This is a genomic window from Streptomyces sp. NPDC046939 (genome assembly GCF_040644575.1).
GTDB lineage: Bacteria > Actinomycetota > Actinomycetes > Streptomycetales > Streptomycetaceae > Streptomyces.
This window is the reverse complement of record NZ_JBEYWV010000014.1, coordinates 194,979-209,387: the sequence shown is the minus strand read 5'-3', so window position 1 is coordinate 209,387 and position 14,409 is coordinate 194,979. Positions and strand designations below refer to the sequence as shown.

Annotated in this window: 12 protein-coding genes; 8 read left to right on the top strand and 4 right to left on the bottom strand. The window is 73.6% G+C overall.

The features are described from left to right. The first annotated feature begins 175 nt into the window (after positions 1–175). Both ABZ877_RS17935 and aceB read left to right on the top strand, forming a co-directional pair. A complete protein-coding gene (locus ABZ877_RS17935; RefSeq protein WP_361071582.1) occupies positions 176–778 on the top strand; it encodes a nucleotidyltransferase family protein in 603 nt (200 codons plus the stop codon). A 200-nt stretch (positions 779–978) separates the two neighbouring features. Continuing rightward, a complete protein-coding gene (gene aceB, locus ABZ877_RS17930; protein ID WP_361071579.1) occupies positions 979–2,601 on the top strand; it encodes a malate synthase A in 1,623 nt (540 codons plus the stop codon). 190 nt (positions 2,602–2,791) lie between these two features. On the opposite strand, the gene ABZ877_RS17925 is transcribed toward aceB, so the two are convergent. Continuing rightward, the gene (locus ABZ877_RS17925) at positions 2,792–3,697 is read right to left on the bottom strand and encodes a HipA family kinase (RefSeq protein ID WP_361071576.1); all 906 of its coding nucleotides are present in this window, start codon (positions 3,695–3,697) and stop codon (positions 2,792–2,794) included. Between the two features lie 108 nt (positions 3,698–3,805). On the opposite strand from ABZ877_RS17925, the gene ABZ877_RS17920 reads away from it, so the two are divergent. Continuing rightward, a complete protein-coding gene (locus tag ABZ877_RS17920; protein ID WP_361071573.1) occupies positions 3,806–5,080 on the top strand; it encodes a VWA domain-containing protein in 1,275 nt (424 codons plus the stop codon). Then, entirely contained in the window at positions 5,080–5,844 is a 765-nt protein-coding gene (locus ABZ877_RS17915; protein ID WP_361071570.1) for a hypothetical protein, read from the top strand. Before ABZ877_RS17920 ends, ABZ877_RS17915 begins: the two co-directional genes overlap by 1 nt. A gap of 530 nt (positions 5,845–6,374) precedes the next feature. Here the strand turns inward: ABZ877_RS17915 and ABZ877_RS17910 are convergent. Next, positions 6,375–7,028 (bottom strand): helix-turn-helix domain-containing protein, encoded by a 654-nt coding sequence (locus ABZ877_RS17910; RefSeq protein WP_361071567.1) that lies wholly within the window; start codon positions 7,026–7,028, stop codon positions 6,375–6,377. A 106-nt stretch (positions 7,029–7,134) separates the two neighbouring features. Here ABZ877_RS17910 and ABZ877_RS17905 point away from each other — a divergent pair, with 106 nt between their 5' ends. From ABZ877_RS17905 to ABZ877_RS17895, 3 genes are read left to right on the top strand one after another with little or no spacing between them, the layout of a single operon-like run. Further along, entirely contained in the window at positions 7,135–8,343 is a 1,209-nt protein-coding gene (locus ABZ877_RS17905) for a pyridoxal phosphate-dependent aminotransferase (protein WP_361071564.1), read from the top strand. Continuing rightward, positions 8,340–8,963: a peptidase gene (locus ABZ877_RS17900; RefSeq protein WP_361071561.1), complete on the top strand. Its 624-nt coding sequence runs from the start codon at positions 8,340–8,342 to the stop codon at positions 8,961–8,963. Before ABZ877_RS17905 ends, ABZ877_RS17900 begins: the two co-directional genes overlap by 4 nt. Next, complete coding sequence (locus ABZ877_RS17895; RefSeq protein ID WP_361071558.1) at positions 8,964–9,422, top strand: hypothetical protein; 459 nt, start codon at positions 8,964–8,966, stop codon at positions 9,420–9,422. It begins immediately after the preceding gene. Between the two features lie 19 nt (positions 9,423–9,441). On the opposite strand, the gene ABZ877_RS17890 is transcribed toward ABZ877_RS17895, so the two are convergent. Beyond that, the gene (locus ABZ877_RS17890) at positions 9,442–10,731 is read right to left on the bottom strand and encodes an SWIM zinc finger family protein (RefSeq protein ID WP_361071555.1); all 1,290 of its coding nucleotides are present in this window, start codon (positions 10,729–10,731) and stop codon (positions 9,442–9,444) included. After that, positions 10,728–13,583 carry a DEAD/DEAH box helicase gene (locus tag ABZ877_RS17885; protein WP_361071552.1) on the bottom strand — a complete coding sequence of 952 codons (2,856 nt, stop codon included), beginning with the start codon at positions 13,581–13,583 and terminating at the stop codon, positions 10,728–10,730. The genes ABZ877_RS17890 and ABZ877_RS17885 overlap by 4 nt, the downstream gene beginning before the upstream one ends. Before the next feature lie 200 nt (positions 13,584–13,783). On the opposite strand from ABZ877_RS17885, the gene ABZ877_RS17880 reads away from it, so the two are divergent. Continuing rightward, the gene (locus ABZ877_RS17880) at positions 13,784–14,386 is read left to right on the top strand and encodes a histidine phosphatase family protein (RefSeq protein ID WP_361071549.1); all 603 of its coding nucleotides are present in this window, start codon (positions 13,784–13,786) and stop codon (positions 14,384–14,386) included. Positions 14,387–14,409: the final 23 nt, after the last annotated feature.

Here is a 14,409-nt window from a genome sequence, read left to right as displayed (position 1 = left end):
GGGGGGCCCCGGGGGGCCCCTAATCGTTCATAACCCCCCCACCGGCACGGAGAGGCGCGCCCCTGAGGGGCGCGGGGAACTGCGCGACCAGCCACCACGTACGCCGCACACGCACGACGACCGAACCCGGCAGACGCTCTCGGAACGCGGTGCCGACCTGCGGTATGCAGGGGGCATGACCAACACAGGAACCAATCAGGTGGCGGGGCTGTTGCTCGCCGCCGGAGGTGGGCGGCGGCTTGGTGGGCGCGCCAAGGCGCTCCTTACCCACCAGGGGCGACCGCTCGTGGAGCACGCGGTGCGGATGCTGCGCGAGGGCGGATGCGGGCCCGTGCACGTGGTACTCGGAGCGGCGGCCGACGACGTACGCGCGCGTGCCCGCCTCGACGGGTGCGTGCTCGTGGACAACCCGGCGTGGGAGGAGGGCATGGGATCGTCACTGCGGGCGGGCCTCGACTCCCTGAAGGACGCCGGCAGTTCCGCCGCGCTCGTCCTGCTCGTGGACCAGCCGGGCATCGGCGCCGCCGCAGTGGCCCGCGTCCGGGCGGCGTACCACTCCCCCGCAAGCCTCGCGGCGGCCGCGTACGACGGGGAGCGCGGGCATCCGGTCCTCTTCGGCCGCGACCACTGGGCGGGCATCGCGGCGAGCGCGCACGGGGACCGCGGGGCGCGCGCCTATCTCAAGGAGCACGCGGCGGACATCCGGCTCATCGAGTGCGGGGACGCGGCCGAGGCGTACGACATCGACACCCCGGCCGACCTCCGCCACCTGGAGTGAAGGGGCTGGCACCGAGCGCCACGTTCTGTCGATCCGGAGAATCTCGACGTCAACAAACCATTGAACTTCCACGATAAGGAAACTAATATCCACTGACGAGAAGGGCCGGACCCCGGGAACCGGGGCCAGCAGCCGTATCCAGGCGCCCCGGCACTCCGTGCCGCCGCGCGCCGCCGCTCGCTGAAGGAAGTGACAGCCTCATGTCCGCACCAGCGCCGTCCCCGCTGGCCATCGTCGACGCCGCGCCCCTGCCCCGGCAGGACGAGGTCCTCACCGACGCGGCCCTCGCCTTCCTGGGCGAGCTGCACCGGCTGTTCACGCCCCGGCGTGACGAGCTCCTCGCCCGCCGCGCCGAGCGCCGCGCCGAGATCGCCCGCACCTCCACGCTCGACTTCCGCCCGGAGACCGCCGCGATCCGCGCGGACGACTCCTGGAAGGTGGCCCCCGCCCCGGCCGCGCTGAACGACCGCCGCGTCGAGATCACCGGCCCCACCGACCGCAAGATGACGATCAACGCGCTGAACTCCGGCGCGAAGGTCTGGCTCGCCGACTTCGAGGACGCGTCGGCCCCGACCTGGGAGAACGTGATCGGCGGCCAGCTCAACCTCACCGCCGCCTACACCCGCACCATCGACTTCACCGACGAGCGCACGGGCAAGTCGTACGCGCTCAGGCCCGCCGAGGAGCTGGCGACGGTCGTCATGCGCCCGCGCGGCTGGCATCTGAACGAGCGTCACCTCGTCGACGCCGACGGCAAGGCCGTCCCCGGCGCCCTCGTCGACTTCGGCCTCTACTTCTTCCACAACGCCAAGCGCCTCATCGAGCTGGGCAAGGGCCCGTACTTCTACCTCCCGAAGACGGAGTCGTACCTGGAGGCCCGCCTCTGGAACGACATCTTCGTCTTCGCCCAGGACTACGTCGGCATCCCGCAGGGCACCGTCCGCGCCACCGTCCTCATCGAGACGATCACCGCCGCGTACGAGATGGAGGAGATCCTCTACGAGCTGCGCGACCACGCCAGCGGGCTGAACGCCGGGCGCTGGGACTACCTCTTCTCCATCGTCAAGAACTTCCGCGACGGCGGCCAGAAGTTCGTCCTGCCGGACCGCAACCTCGTGACGATGACCGCCCCGTTCATGCGGGCGTACACCGAACTCCTCGTCCGCACCTGCCACAAGCGCGGCGCGCACGCCATCGGCGGCATGGCGGCCTTCATCCCGTCCCGCAAGGACGCCGAGGTCAACAAGGTCGCGTTCGAGAAGGTCCGCGCCGACAAGGACCGCGAGGCGGGCGACGGCTTCGACGGCTCCTGGGTCGCGCACCCGGACCTGGTCCCGATCGCCATGGAGTCCTTCGACAAGGTCCTCGGCGACAAGCCGAACCAGAAGGACCGGCTCCGCGAGGACGTGTCCGTCGCCGCCGGTGACCTCATCGCCATCGACTCCCTCGACGCGAAGCCCACGTACGACGGTCTCGTCAACGCGGTGCAGGTCGGCATCCGGTACATCGAGGCGTGGCTGCGCGGGCTCGGCGCCGTCGCCATCTTCAACCTAATGGAGGACGCGGCCACGGCGGAGATCTCGCGGTCGCAGATCTGGCAGTGGATCAACGCGGGGGTCGTCTTCGACGACGGTCGCCGGGCCACCGCGGAGCTGGCTCGTGAGGTCGCCGCGCGGGAGCTGGGCGCGATCCGCGCGGAGATCGGGGAGGAGGCCTTCGCGGCCGGCAAGTGGCAGCAGGCCCATGACCTCCTGCTCCAGGTCTCCCTGGACGCGGACTACGCGGACTTCCTGACGCTCCCGGCCTACGAACAGCTGGGCTGACCCTCGCCTGCGGGCCGGTGGGGGCTGGTCGCGCAGTTCCCCGTGCCCCTGAGATGCGCACTCCGTGCGCCATCTCAGGGGCACGTCCGTGTGCGGGGCACGTCATCGGGGGAGGCGCGGCGTAGCCGCATGCCTCCAGGGGCGCGGGGAACTGCGCGACCAGCCGCGACGCAAGCCGCAGAAGGCCAGGTCAGCCCAGGTGGACGGACCAGTCCTGCTCCGCCGGAGGCTTTCCGTGCAGATCGGGCACCCGCTTCAACCACGCCGGCCGCCCCTTCTCCATCAAAGCCGCGCGCCGCGCATCCGCCGCCGCCAGCTCGTCCCGGGACGGGAAGTCCGTCGGCAGCCAAGCCGCAGAGGCACGCGCGCGGGCCAGCAGATACCCCACGTACGCGTCCCGCGCCTCCCCCGGCGCGGCGAAATCCGTGAGCCAGGCGTCCGGCACCAGCGCGAGCACCTCCCGCAGCAACTCCTCCGTCACCCTGGGGCCCAGCTCCGCGTCGGCGGCGCGCGTGTCGGGCCCGTACCCGCCGAGCGCGTGGTGCCGAAAGTCGTACGCCTTCCCGGGGTCGGCCCCGTCCCAGCGGTGGTGGAAGACGAGCGCCGCGCCGTGGTCGATGAGCCAGAGCCGGGGCGGCGCCGTCCCGAACGTCGGCCACACCATCAGATTGGAGCTGTGGACCGTCCGGTCGACGTTCACGGTGAGCGCGTCGAGCCAGACGATCCGCCCGGCCTCCAGCGGGTCGACCGGGAACACCTCGGCGACGTCCGGGGTGAAGTCCGCCGCGCCGGGCAGGAAGTCCATCCCGAGGTTGAGCCCCGCGCTGGCCCGCAGCAGGTCCTGCACCTCCTGGTGCGGTTCGTCGACGGCGACGGCGGGGTCGAAGTGGGCGAGCACCAGTTCGGGGAAGCGAAGGCCGAGGCGGCGCGCCAGCTCCCCGACGACGATCTCGGCGACGAGCGCCTTCACGCCCTGCGCGGACCCGGTGAACTTCAGGACGTACGTGCCCAGGTCGTCGGCCTCCACCACACCGGGCACGGAGCCTCCGGTGTGCAGCGGGTTCACATAGCGCGTGGCGGTGACTTCTCTGAGCACCCCGCCAGGCTATACGGGCACCTCGGGCCGCACCGGGAAGGGGATCACCCCCTTGGTCCCGGCCTCCTCGTTTTGGCATGGCCCCACCTTGATCCATAGGATCCGCCGATGATCACTAGACAACGGCTGGCGGCGGGCGCGGGCGCCTTGCTCGCCGCGCTGGCCCTGGGCGGCCTCGGCCCCGTCGGCAGCGCGGCCGCCGCCGACGAGCCCGTGGCGGACAAGCCCGCCCCCAAGGTCGAACTCGTCCTGGACGTCAGCGGATCCATGCGCGCCCGGGACATCGACGGCGACTCCCGGATGGCCGCGGCGAAGCAGGCGTTCAACGAGGTCCTCGACGCCACCCCCGAGGAGGTCCAGCTCGGCATACGCACGCTCGGCGCCAACTACCCGGGCGAGAACCGCAGGACGGGCTGCAAGGACACCGCCCAGCTCTACCCGGTCGGCCCGCTGGACCGCACCGAGGCGAAGACGGCCGTCGCGACCCTGCGGCCCACCGGCTGGACGCCGATCGGCCCGGCGCTCCTGAAGGCCGCCGGCGACCTGGACAAGGGCGAGGCGGGCGGCACCCGCCGCATCGTCCTCATCAGCGACGGCGAGGACACCTGCCAGCCCCTCGACCCGTGCGAGGTGGCCCGCGAGATCGCCGCGAAGGGCATCGGCCTCACCATCGACACGCTCGGCCTGGTCGCCGACGCGAAGACCCGCGCGCAGCTCTCCTGCATCGCCGACGCGACCGGTGGCACGTACACCTCCGTCCGGCACAAGGACGAACTGACGGACCGCGTCGGCCAGTTGGTGGACCGCGCGGCCGACCCCGTGGTCACGCCGGTCGCCGTGGACGGCGCCGCGCAGTGCGCGAGCGCGCCGCAGCTCAAGCCCGGTCTCTACACGGACCGCGAGAAGTTCGGCGAGCACCGCTACTACCGGGTGGACGTCGAGCCCGGCAAGGAGCTGCGCGCCTCGGTGAGCGTCGCGGCCGACCGCGCCGTCAACCGCGACTACGGCGTGCTGCTCCGCGCCGTCACGACGCACGGCCGGGAGATCGTACGGGGCCAGGAGTCCGGCGACGGACGCACCGACGTGATCTCGACAGGCCTGCGCTACCCGAAGGCGGACCGCGAGGAGGCCGGCCCGGAGACCGTCTGCCTCCAGGTCTCGAACTCGTACTCCGCGCCCGCGTCCGTGAAGACGACCCCGGGTCTGCCGGTCGAGCTGACCGTCGACGTGGTGGACGGCCCGGACGAGGCGTCCGACGTGGCGGCGTTCGGCCTGGGCCACGGCTGGTGGTTCCTCGTCGCGCTCGTCGTGGTGGGCTTCCTCGCGGGTGTGCTGTGGGGCTGGATCTCGCGCTGGCGCATCGCCGTCTGGAGGACCAACTGATGCGACGTACACGACGGTTCTTCGCGGGCGTGGCACTGGCCCTGACGGCGCTGACGGCGTTCGCCGGGCCCGCCGTCGCCGACGGTGACGACGACAACGGGACGAAGAAGGCGCCCACCGAGGCGGGCACGTCCTTCCGTACCGCCACCGCCGTCGAGCAGGACCAGAAAGCGACGGCGAACGCCTCCACCGGCGACTACCTGTACTGGTCCTTCCCCGCCGACCAGGGCGAACGCCCGACGGTGAAGGCCACGGTCGACCTGCCCGAGGCGCAGGCCCGGCACGGCGCGCAGACGTGGCGCATCGACGTGTACGACGGGCTGCGCCGCCGCCAGTCGTGCGCGTACGGCGCACAGGCGCGGGCCGTCGCGGCGGACGCGGCCCGCGTCGAGCTGGCCTGCACGCTGCGTACGGTGCGGGCCTGGTCGGAGCCGTGGGCCAACGACCCGCTGCCCGGCACGTACTACGTACGCCTGACGGTCACGGACCTGGCCGACGCGGACCTCGGCCTCCCCGTCTCGACATCGGTCGAGGCGACCTCGAAGAACATGGGCGGCGCGACGGCAGTCGACGGTTCCCTGTCGGCGCCCCTGGTCCCCGGCACGGCCGGCACGACGGACGACCACGACTGGGCCTCCGGCTGGTGGACCAGTCGTTGGCTCTGGACGGCGCTGGGCGCGGTGCTCGCGGCGCTGGCGGGTATCGGCGGTTACGCCCTGACCCGCGGCTCGGGCCGCCCGCCAGGGGCCCCGCCCACGCTGTAGCAGCACCGGGTGCGCCCCGTCCTGCCAGGGGCGCGGGGACCTACGCGACCAGCCACGACGACGGCGCACCCGAACTGCGACACCCCCCACCAGGGGCGCGAGGAACGGCGCGCCCAGCCACCACGACGGCGCACCCGAACCGCGACACCACCCCCCCCCAGGGGCGCGAGGAACGGCGCGCCCAGCCACCACGACGCCGCACCCGAACCGCGACACCACCCCCCCAGGGGCGCGAGGAACTGCGCGCCCAGCCACCACGACGCCGCACCCGAACCGCGACACCACCCCCCAGGGGCGCGAGGAACTGCGCGCCCAGCCACCACGACGCCGCACCCGAACCGCGACATCAACCCCCTCGGGGGCGCGGGGAACTGCGCGCTCAACCACGACGCTGGCGCACCCGAATCACGACACTGCCCCCTCAGGCGCGCGGGGAACTGCGCGCTTAACCACGACGCTGGCGCACCCTGCGATCAAACTCATCAGTCCCTACGGCGCGAACCCCAGGGGCTCCGGCCCGCCCCCGCTCCTCAATCGCCGGAGGAGCTCGAAACGCCTCCACACAGCGCCGCGGCCAGCCGCCCCACCCCGGCCACCTCGACCCGCCCCCGCGCAACCCCCTCGACCAGCCCCATCTCCCCGCGCGCAACGCCCCCGGCGACCTCCGCGTCAAGCACCACCCGCACATCCACCTCCCCACCCTCGAACGACCCATCCCCGTACCCCGCCCCCTCCCCCACCCGCACCCAGAACTCCCCTTCCTCCACCCGCACTTGCACAACCCCGGGTTCACCAAGACCGGCCAGCTCGCGCAGCACAGGCAGGGCCAGCCAATGCGCCCGCACCGCGTCCGTCGCCCGCCGCTCCCCGAGCAACGGCGCCCCCCACTCCCCGAGCGCCTGAAGAACAGGCAGCAACGCCCGTCCGCGCGGGGTGAGTTCATACACGTACACGGACGGCGCCGGCGGCCCCAGCTTCCGCCGCGCCGCGATCCCGTCCCGCTCCATCTCCCGCAACCGCGCGGCCAGCATGTCCGTGCTGACCCCGGGCAGGTCGGCGTGGAGGTCGGTGTAGCGGCGCGGCCCGGCGAGGAGTTCACGGACGATCAGGAGCGTCCAGCGGTCCCCGACGACGTCGAGGGCGCGGGCGGCGGCGCAGTACTGGTCGTAGCTTCGGCGTGGCATACCTCGCAGTCTATGCAACTCGTTGGACTTTCCAAGCGGCCACTTGGTAAAACCAAGTAACGCAACCAGCAACGAGGATCACCCGGTCCGCCTGGAGGGCACGCGCATGGAGTTCCGGCAGTCGAGCAAGCTGAGCGAGGTCTGCTACGAGATCCGCGGCCCGGTGATCGAGCACGCGAACGCGCTTGAGGAGGCGGGCCACAGCGTCCTGCGTCTGAACACGGGCAACCCGGCCCTTTTCGGCTTCGAGGCGCCGGAGGAGATCGTCCAGGACATGATCCGGATGCTCCCGCAGGCCCACGGCTACAGCGACTCGCGCGGCATCCTCTCCGCCCGCCGCGCGGTCGCCCAGCGCTACCAGAGCCTCGGCCTGGACGTGGACGTGGACGACGTCTTCCTCGGCAACGGCGTCTCCGAGCTGGTGACGATGGCGGTGCAGGCGCTCCTGGAGGACGGCGACGAAGTCCTCATCCCCGCGCCCGACTTCCCGCTCTGGACGGCCGTCACGACGCTCTCCGGCGGCAAGGCCGTGCACTACCTCTGCGACGAGCAGGCGGACTGGTACCCGGACCTGGACGACATGGCGGCGAAGATCACGGACCGCACCAAGGCCGTCGTCATCATCAACCCCAACAATCCGACCGGCGCCGTCTACCCGAAGGAGATCGTCGAGTCCATCCTCGACCTCGCCCGCCGCCACGGCCTGATGGTGTTCGCCGACGAGATCTACGACCAGATCCTCTACGACGACGCGGTGCACCACAGCGCCGCCGCCCTCGCCCCCGACCTCGTCGTCCTCACCTTCTGCGGCCTGTCCAAGACCTATCGCGTCGCGGGCTTCCGCTCGGGCTGGCTGGTCGTCACGGGCCCGCAACAACACGCCAAGAACTACCTGGAGGGCCTGACGATGCTCGCCTCCATGCGGCTGTGCCCGAACGCGCCCGCCCAGTACGCCATCCAGGCCGCGCTCGGCGGCCGCCAGTCGATCCGCGAACTCGTCGCGCCGGGCGGCCGGTTGCACGAGCAGCGCGACAAGGCGTGGGAGAAGCTGAACGAGATCCCCGGCGTCAGCTGCGTCAAGCCCAAGGGCGCCCTGTACGCCTTCCCGCGCCTCGACCCGAAGGTGCACCCCATCGTGGACGACGAGAAGTTCGTCCTCGACCTGCTCCTGCGCGAGAAGATCCAGGTGGTCCAGGGCACCGGCTTCAACTGGCCCCGGCCCGACCACTTCCGCATCCTCACCCTCCCGTACGCTGACGACCTCGACGCCGCGATCAGCCGGATCGGGCGCTTCCTGAGCGGATACCGTCAGTGACTTCCTGCCCGACGTGCGCGTACCCGAGCCACACCCAGTTCGCCTCGCCGGACCTGGTCGGGGCGATCGTGGCCGGTGAGTTCGACCGGGCGCGGGACCCCGCGTGGCGGGAGTCCGGCGCCGCGACGGCCGAGGAGTACGCGCGCTGGTCCGGGCACCTGTGCGGAGCCACCTGCCTGCGCATGGCGCTCGGGCCCGGAGCCCCCTCGCTCTTCGAGATCCGCGACGGAGCCCTCAAGTACGGCGCGTACACCGTGGACGCCGACGGCGAGATCCACGGCATGATCTACGCTCCCGCCGCCACGTACGTACGGGAGGTGCACGGCGTCGGGGCGGAGGTGCACCGCGAGCTGACGACGGACGGGATCGGCGCGCTGCTCGACGCGGGGCGGCTCGTCATCGCCTCCGTGCACTACGCGATCCGCCGCCCGCAGGAGCCCGCGCCGGGGCGCGGCGGCCATCTCGTCCTGGTGACGGGCCGCACGGCGGACGGTTCCGGGTTCCACTTCCACAACCCGTCGGGCACGGACGCGGCGACGCGTACGGCCGACCTGCCGGTGGAGCGGTTCGCCGACTACTTCGCGGGCCGGGGCATGTCCCTCGGCGGCGGGGAGGTGTGAGTGGAGGCGGCACTGATCGCGGTCCTCGGCACCCTGCTCGGCTCCGTCGTCACGCACTGGTTCCAGGCGCGGGCGACCATGCGCGGCGCGGAACTCGCCCGCGCCGAGCAGCTCCGCCAGGAGCGCATCGCCAGTTACAGCGCGTACGCGGGCGCCCTCCTCGACTACCGCCGCAGTCAGAACGACCGCTGGTTCCGCGCCCACGAGCAGCCCGGGTCGCCGGCGGCGGAGGCGGCGCGGTTCGCCTCGTACGAGGCGCGGATCGCGGCGCGGCAGGCGCTGACCCGGGTCCACCTGGTCTGCGACGTGCCGCGGCTGCGGCAACTCGCCGACGCCGCCTTCGAGTTCGCCAACTGCCTGCACGAGGCGGTGGACGAGGAGGACCGCGACCGGCGCTCCAAGCGCTGCTCGGACGCGCTGTCGGCGTTCGTGGCGGCCGCCGCGCCGAGCGTGCAGTAGACGCCCGGGCCGCGCGCGCTCACTCTCTGCCGAGCAGGGAGTCCAGCGCCGACACCGGGTCCGGGGACGGCTCGCCCCTGGGCCACCAGTCCTCGCGGCCGGGGTCCGACTCGTAGCCGTACCACAAGCCGTCGCGGCCGAGGCGGAGTTGGAGCGCGGCCGTCGACAGGTGGTTGCGGCGGGGGCGGAACTCCGGGAAGTCCAGGGCGAGGAGCGCGGGGCGGGCGCGGTCGAACGGGCCCGCCGGCGGGTCCCACTCGTCCTCCAGGACGGTGAGACCCGCGAGGCCGCCCTGGCGCCAGGCGGCGACGGCACGGGCGAGGTCGACCGGGGTGCGGCCGGTGCCTCTCGACAGTGCGGCGTACAACGCGCGCGTGGCGGCCGTGAGGCCCGAGCCGGGGTGGGCGGCGGCCAGGCGGACGGCGTCCTGCCAGGGGGTGAGCCCGGCGAGCGGGTCGGCGCCGGTGGTCAGCAGGGTGTGCGCGCGGGCGCCCGCCTCCGTGGCCAGGAGGTCCAGGGCGAGCGGGTCCGGGGCGTCCGGCGCCTGCGGGTAGGACGGCGGCCGCTCGGGGTGGGCCGGGGCGGGGAACTCCGGCGGCAGCTGCGGAAGGTGCTCCGCGCGCGCGAACGCCTCCCGCGCCGGGACCGTGTCCAGGGCCGGTGGAGCGTCGGCGCGGCGCTCCTGCGCGGTGTGCGCGGCATTGCGCCGCGTCAGGTCGGCGAGGAGCTCCTGCTCGCCGCGCCCGCGCAGCAGGAACAGGACGAACGGATCCTCGTCGACGAGCCGCGCCGTCTGGTAGCAGAGCGCCGCCGCGTGCTTGCAGGGCTCGGCGCGGTCCGGGCAGGTGCAGGCCGGGATCAGGTCGTCGACGGCGGGCAGCAGGTCGACGGCGGCGGCGAGCGCGTGCGGCACGTCCTTGTCGAGCAGGGACGCCATGTGGTCGGGGCGGGCGGCGGCGGTCTCCGCGAAGCGGGTCCACTCCTCGTCGGTGAGGGTGCGCAGGCGCAGTTCGGCACGGTAGGGGCGGGGCCGTGAGCCGTGCACGTAGGCGAGGACGCGGCCGGGCGTGACGGTGATCGCGTCGACGTGCCCCCGGTCGGCGTAGGCACGCCCGCGCGCGAGCCGCCCCAGGTCGAGCGAGGTGTCCTCGAGGGCGTCCACCCACGCGTTCCCCCACCAGGTGAGCGCGGCGTCGCCGCCCGGCCGCGCGCGCGGCGGCAGCGGCGGGAAGGTCCGGCGGGTGTCGGTGTGCCGCGCCTGGGCCTGCTCGGCGCTCCCGGCGCGGCCGGGGACGTGGACGGGGCTCATGCCGATGCCCTCCTCAGCGACACCAGGTCCGCCAGCTCCCGGTCGGTCAGCTCGGTGAGGGCCGCCTCGCCGGAGCCGAGGACCGCGTCGGCCAGGGCGCGCTTGGCGGAGAGCAGCTCGGCGATCTTGTCCTCGACGGTTCCCTCGGTGATGAGGCGGTGGACCTGGACGGGCTGGGTCTGGCCGATGCGGTAGGCGCGGTCCGTGGCCTGCTCCTCGACCGCGGGGTTCCACCAGCGGTCGTAGTGCACGACGTGGCCCGCGCGCGTGAGGTTGAGCCCGGTGCCCGCCGCCTTCAGGGAGAGCAGGAAGACGGGGACCTCGCCGGCCTGGAAGCGGTCCACCATGCGCTCGCGCTCGGCGACCGGGGTGCCGCCGTGCAGCAGCTGGGTGGGGACGGCGCGGGTGGCCAGGTGCGTGGCGAGGAGCCGCGCCATGGACACGTACTGCGTGAAGACCAGCACGGATCCGTCCTCGGCGACGATCGTGTCGAGCAGTTCGTCGAGCAGCGCGAGCTTGCCCGAGCGGCCCGCGAGGCGCGCACGGCCGCCGTCCTCGCCCTCCTTCAAGTACTGCGCGGGGTGGTTGCAGACCTGCTTCAAGGAGGTCAGCAGCTTCATGATGAGGCCGCGCCTGCCGATGCCCTCGGCGGCCTCGATGTGCGCCATGGACTCGCGCACCACGGCCTCGTACAGCGACGCCTGCTCCCTGGTGAGGGGCGCCGGATGGTCGGACTCGGTCTTGGGCGGCAGCTCGGGCACGATGCCGGGGTCGGACTTCTTGCGGCGCAGGATGAACGGGCGGACCAGGCGGGACAGGCGCTCGATCGCCTCGGGGTTCTCCAGCGGGCCTTCGCCCTCCACTGCGCGCGCGTGCCTGGCGCGGAACGCCTTGAGCGGGCCGAGCAGTCCGGGCGTGGTCCAGTCGAGCAGGGCCCACAGCTCCGAGAGGTTGTTCTCGACGGGGGTGCCGGTGAGCGCCACGCGCGCGGGGGCGTCGATGAGGCGGAGCGCCTTCGCGGTGGCCGAGTTCGGGTTCTTCACGTGCTGCGCCTCGTCGGCGACGACCATGCCCCAGGTGTGCCCGGCCAGCTCCGTGGCGCGGCTGCGCAGCGTCCCGTACGTGGTGAGGACGAAGCCGCCGCCCGGCCCGTCGAGGGTGCGCTCGGTGCCGTGGAAGCGGCGCACGGGGACGCCGGGCGCGAACCGGTTGATCTCCCGCTGCCAGTTGCCGAGCAGGGAGGCGGGGCAGACGACGAGGGTCGGCGCGGGCCGGTCCCGGCGCAGGTGGAGGGCGATGAGGGTGACCGTCTTACCGAGGCCCATGTCGTCGGCGAGGCAGCCGCCGAGGCCCAGCGAGGTCATGAGGTCGAGCCAGGCGAGGCCGCGGAGCTGGTAGTCGCGGAGGGTGGCGCGCAGGCCCGGGGGCTGCTCGACGGTGTCGATGCCGCGGGTGAGGCGGTCGCGGAGTTCGGCGAGGCGCCCTGTGGGCACGGCCGGGACCCGCTCCCCGTCGACGTCGGCCTCGCCGGTGAGGGCGACCGCCAGCGCGTCGACGGGCTGGAGCAGCCCCAGCTCCCGCTTGCGCGCCTTGCGCACCAGGTCGGGGTCGACGACGACCCACTGGTCGCGCAGGCGCACCACCGCGCGGTGGGACTCGGCGAGCTGGTCCATCTCGCGCTCGGTGAGCGGGTCGCCGTCGAGCGCGAGCTGCCAGTTGAAGGCGAGCAGTTCGTCGCTGTCGAAGAACGTCGTGCCGTCGGTGGCGGAGCCGGGCGCGGCCTGCGCCCGTACGACGGCGGTCGCCGTGAGCGAACGGGCCAGCTCGCGCGGCCAGTGCACGGCGACCCCCGCCTTGGCGAGCCGGGCCGCGCCGGGCCCCAGCAGGTCGATCAGCTCGCTCTCGGCGAGGGCGAGCACGTCGGGCACGTCCTGCTCCAGGAGGCGGCCGAGCGGCGGCCAGGCGGCGACGGCGCGGCGCACGGCGAGAACGGCGTCGATGCGGGCGCGGGGCCCGAAGTGGTCGGAGGCGTCACCGGCGAAGAGGTGCGCGGCGTCGACCACGCGCGTGGGGTCGGCGAGGCTGTGCACCTGGACGACGGCGGCCCCGGCGCGGCGCGCGCCCGGGTCGTCGGGATCGTCCGGGCTTCCCCCCTGCTCGCCGCCGTCGAACAGCAGCTCCTGGGAGAGGTCGAGCCGCAGCGACACCCGCACCCCGGCGTCGAGCCCGGCCGCCGCCTCGACGGCCCAGGGCCGGGCGTGCGGGATGTGCTGGGCGGCGACGGCGGCGAACGGGGCGCCCGCCGCGTGCGCCGCCGCCGGGGTGCGGGGCAGCGCGTCGGCCACGGCGTCGACGAAGGCGCGGACCAGCGCCTCGGGCGCGGGCACCCGCACCGGCCTGCTGCCGGGCACCGGCGTGGCGTACCCCTCGGGCGGCAGGGCGGCGGCGATGCCCTGGAGCTGCGCCACGTCGTCCGCGTCCAGCGGGCCCGCGCGCCAGGCGTCGTGGTCGGAGGCGGTGAGGCCCGGCAGGAGGCGGCCCCGCGCCACCAGGTGCAGGGCGTGCGCGGCGGCGGCGCCCCACGCGGTCGCGGCGGGGTGCGCGCCCCGGGTGCGGCGGGCCCGCAGGAGCGCGGGCAGCGCCTCGACGACGGGCAGGACCAGCGCGGGCACGGAGCGGCCGCGCACCCCGGAGCCGTGCGGCCGGACGACGGTGATCTCCTCAGCGGCGCCGGGCAGGACCGCCCCGTCCGGCGACCAGAAGGCGATCCGGCCCTCGCGCGGCAGGGCGGCGGGCAGGAAGAGCGCGGCGGCCCCGGGGGCGACGCCGATCGACTCCGGCACGGTCACCACGCCGCCCACCTCCACTCCGCTCGCTTCGCCTTCCGGGAACTCCAGGACCTCTAGACCTTACGGGCCACCTCTGACAATCCATGATCCGTGGCCCCCCGCACCCGCGCCCCAGGGCGTCGGCACCCCGGTTCAGCACCCGTGTACGGTTCGTTCGATAATGTCCCCGTCACTGTCGACCCTCGCAGGAACAGGCAAGAACCTTGGGTGATCTGCTGCTCGTCCGGCACGGCGAGACCGAGTGGGCGCTGACCGGTCAGCACACCGGCCTCACCGACATCCCGCTCACCGACAACGGCCGCGAGGAGGCCCGCAGGGTCGCGCCGCTCGTCTGCAGCTACCACATCGGGGCCGTCTTCGTGAGCCCCCTGCAGCGCGCCCGTGAGACCGCCGAGCTGGCCGGCCTCAAGCGCTACACCGTCGACCCGGACCTCCTCGAGTGGGACTACGGCGCCTACGAGGGCATCACCACCCGGGAGATCCAGCGGACCCGCCCCAATTGGTACCTGTTCGACGACGGGGTGCCGCCGGGGCCGCCCGAGCACCCGGGCGAGACCCCGGAGCAGGTGGGCACGCGCGCGGACCGGATGCTGTCCAAGGTCGACGCGGCGCTCTCCAACAACGAGGGCAGCGTCGTGCTCGTCGGCCACAGTCACTTCCTGCGCGTGCTGACCGCGCGCCGCCTCGGCCTGCCCGTGTCGGGCGGCTCGCACTTCCTGCTCGCGACCGGCACGGTCAGCCGGCTGAGCATGGAGCACGGGCGGCCGGTCGTCTCCGGCTGGAACCTGCGCCCCCCGAGCGACTGAGGCCGCGCGGCGGCGTTGTCAGA

Bases quoted from the DNA above. Each gene is read 5' to 3' on its own strand.
- ABZ877_RS17905 (WP_361071564.1), top strand. From the start codon at position 7,135: ATGGAGTTCCGGCAGTCGAGCAAGCTGAGCGAGGTCTGCTACGAGATC.
- ABZ877_RS17910 (WP_361071567.1), bottom strand. From the start codon at position 7,028: ATGCCACGCCGAAGCTACGACCAGTACTGCGCCGCCGCCCGCGCCCTC.
- ABZ877_RS17935 (WP_361071582.1), top strand. From the start codon at position 176: ATGACCAACACAGGAACCAATCAGGTGGCGGGGCTGTTGCTCGCCGCC.
- ABZ877_RS17890 (WP_361071555.1), bottom strand. From the start codon at position 10,731: ATGAGCCCCGTCCACGTCCCCGGCCGCGCCGGGAGCGCCGAGCAGGCC.
- ABZ877_RS17920 (WP_361071573.1), top strand. From the start codon at position 3,806: ATGATCACTAGACAACGGCTGGCGGCGGGCGCGGGCGCCTTGCTCGCC.
- aceB (WP_361071579.1), top strand. From the start codon at position 979: ATGTCCGCACCAGCGCCGTCCCCGCTGGCCATCGTCGACGCCGCGCCC.
- ABZ877_RS17915 (WP_361071570.1), top strand. From the start codon at position 5,080: ATGCGACGTACACGACGGTTCTTCGCGGGCGTGGCACTGGCCCTGACG.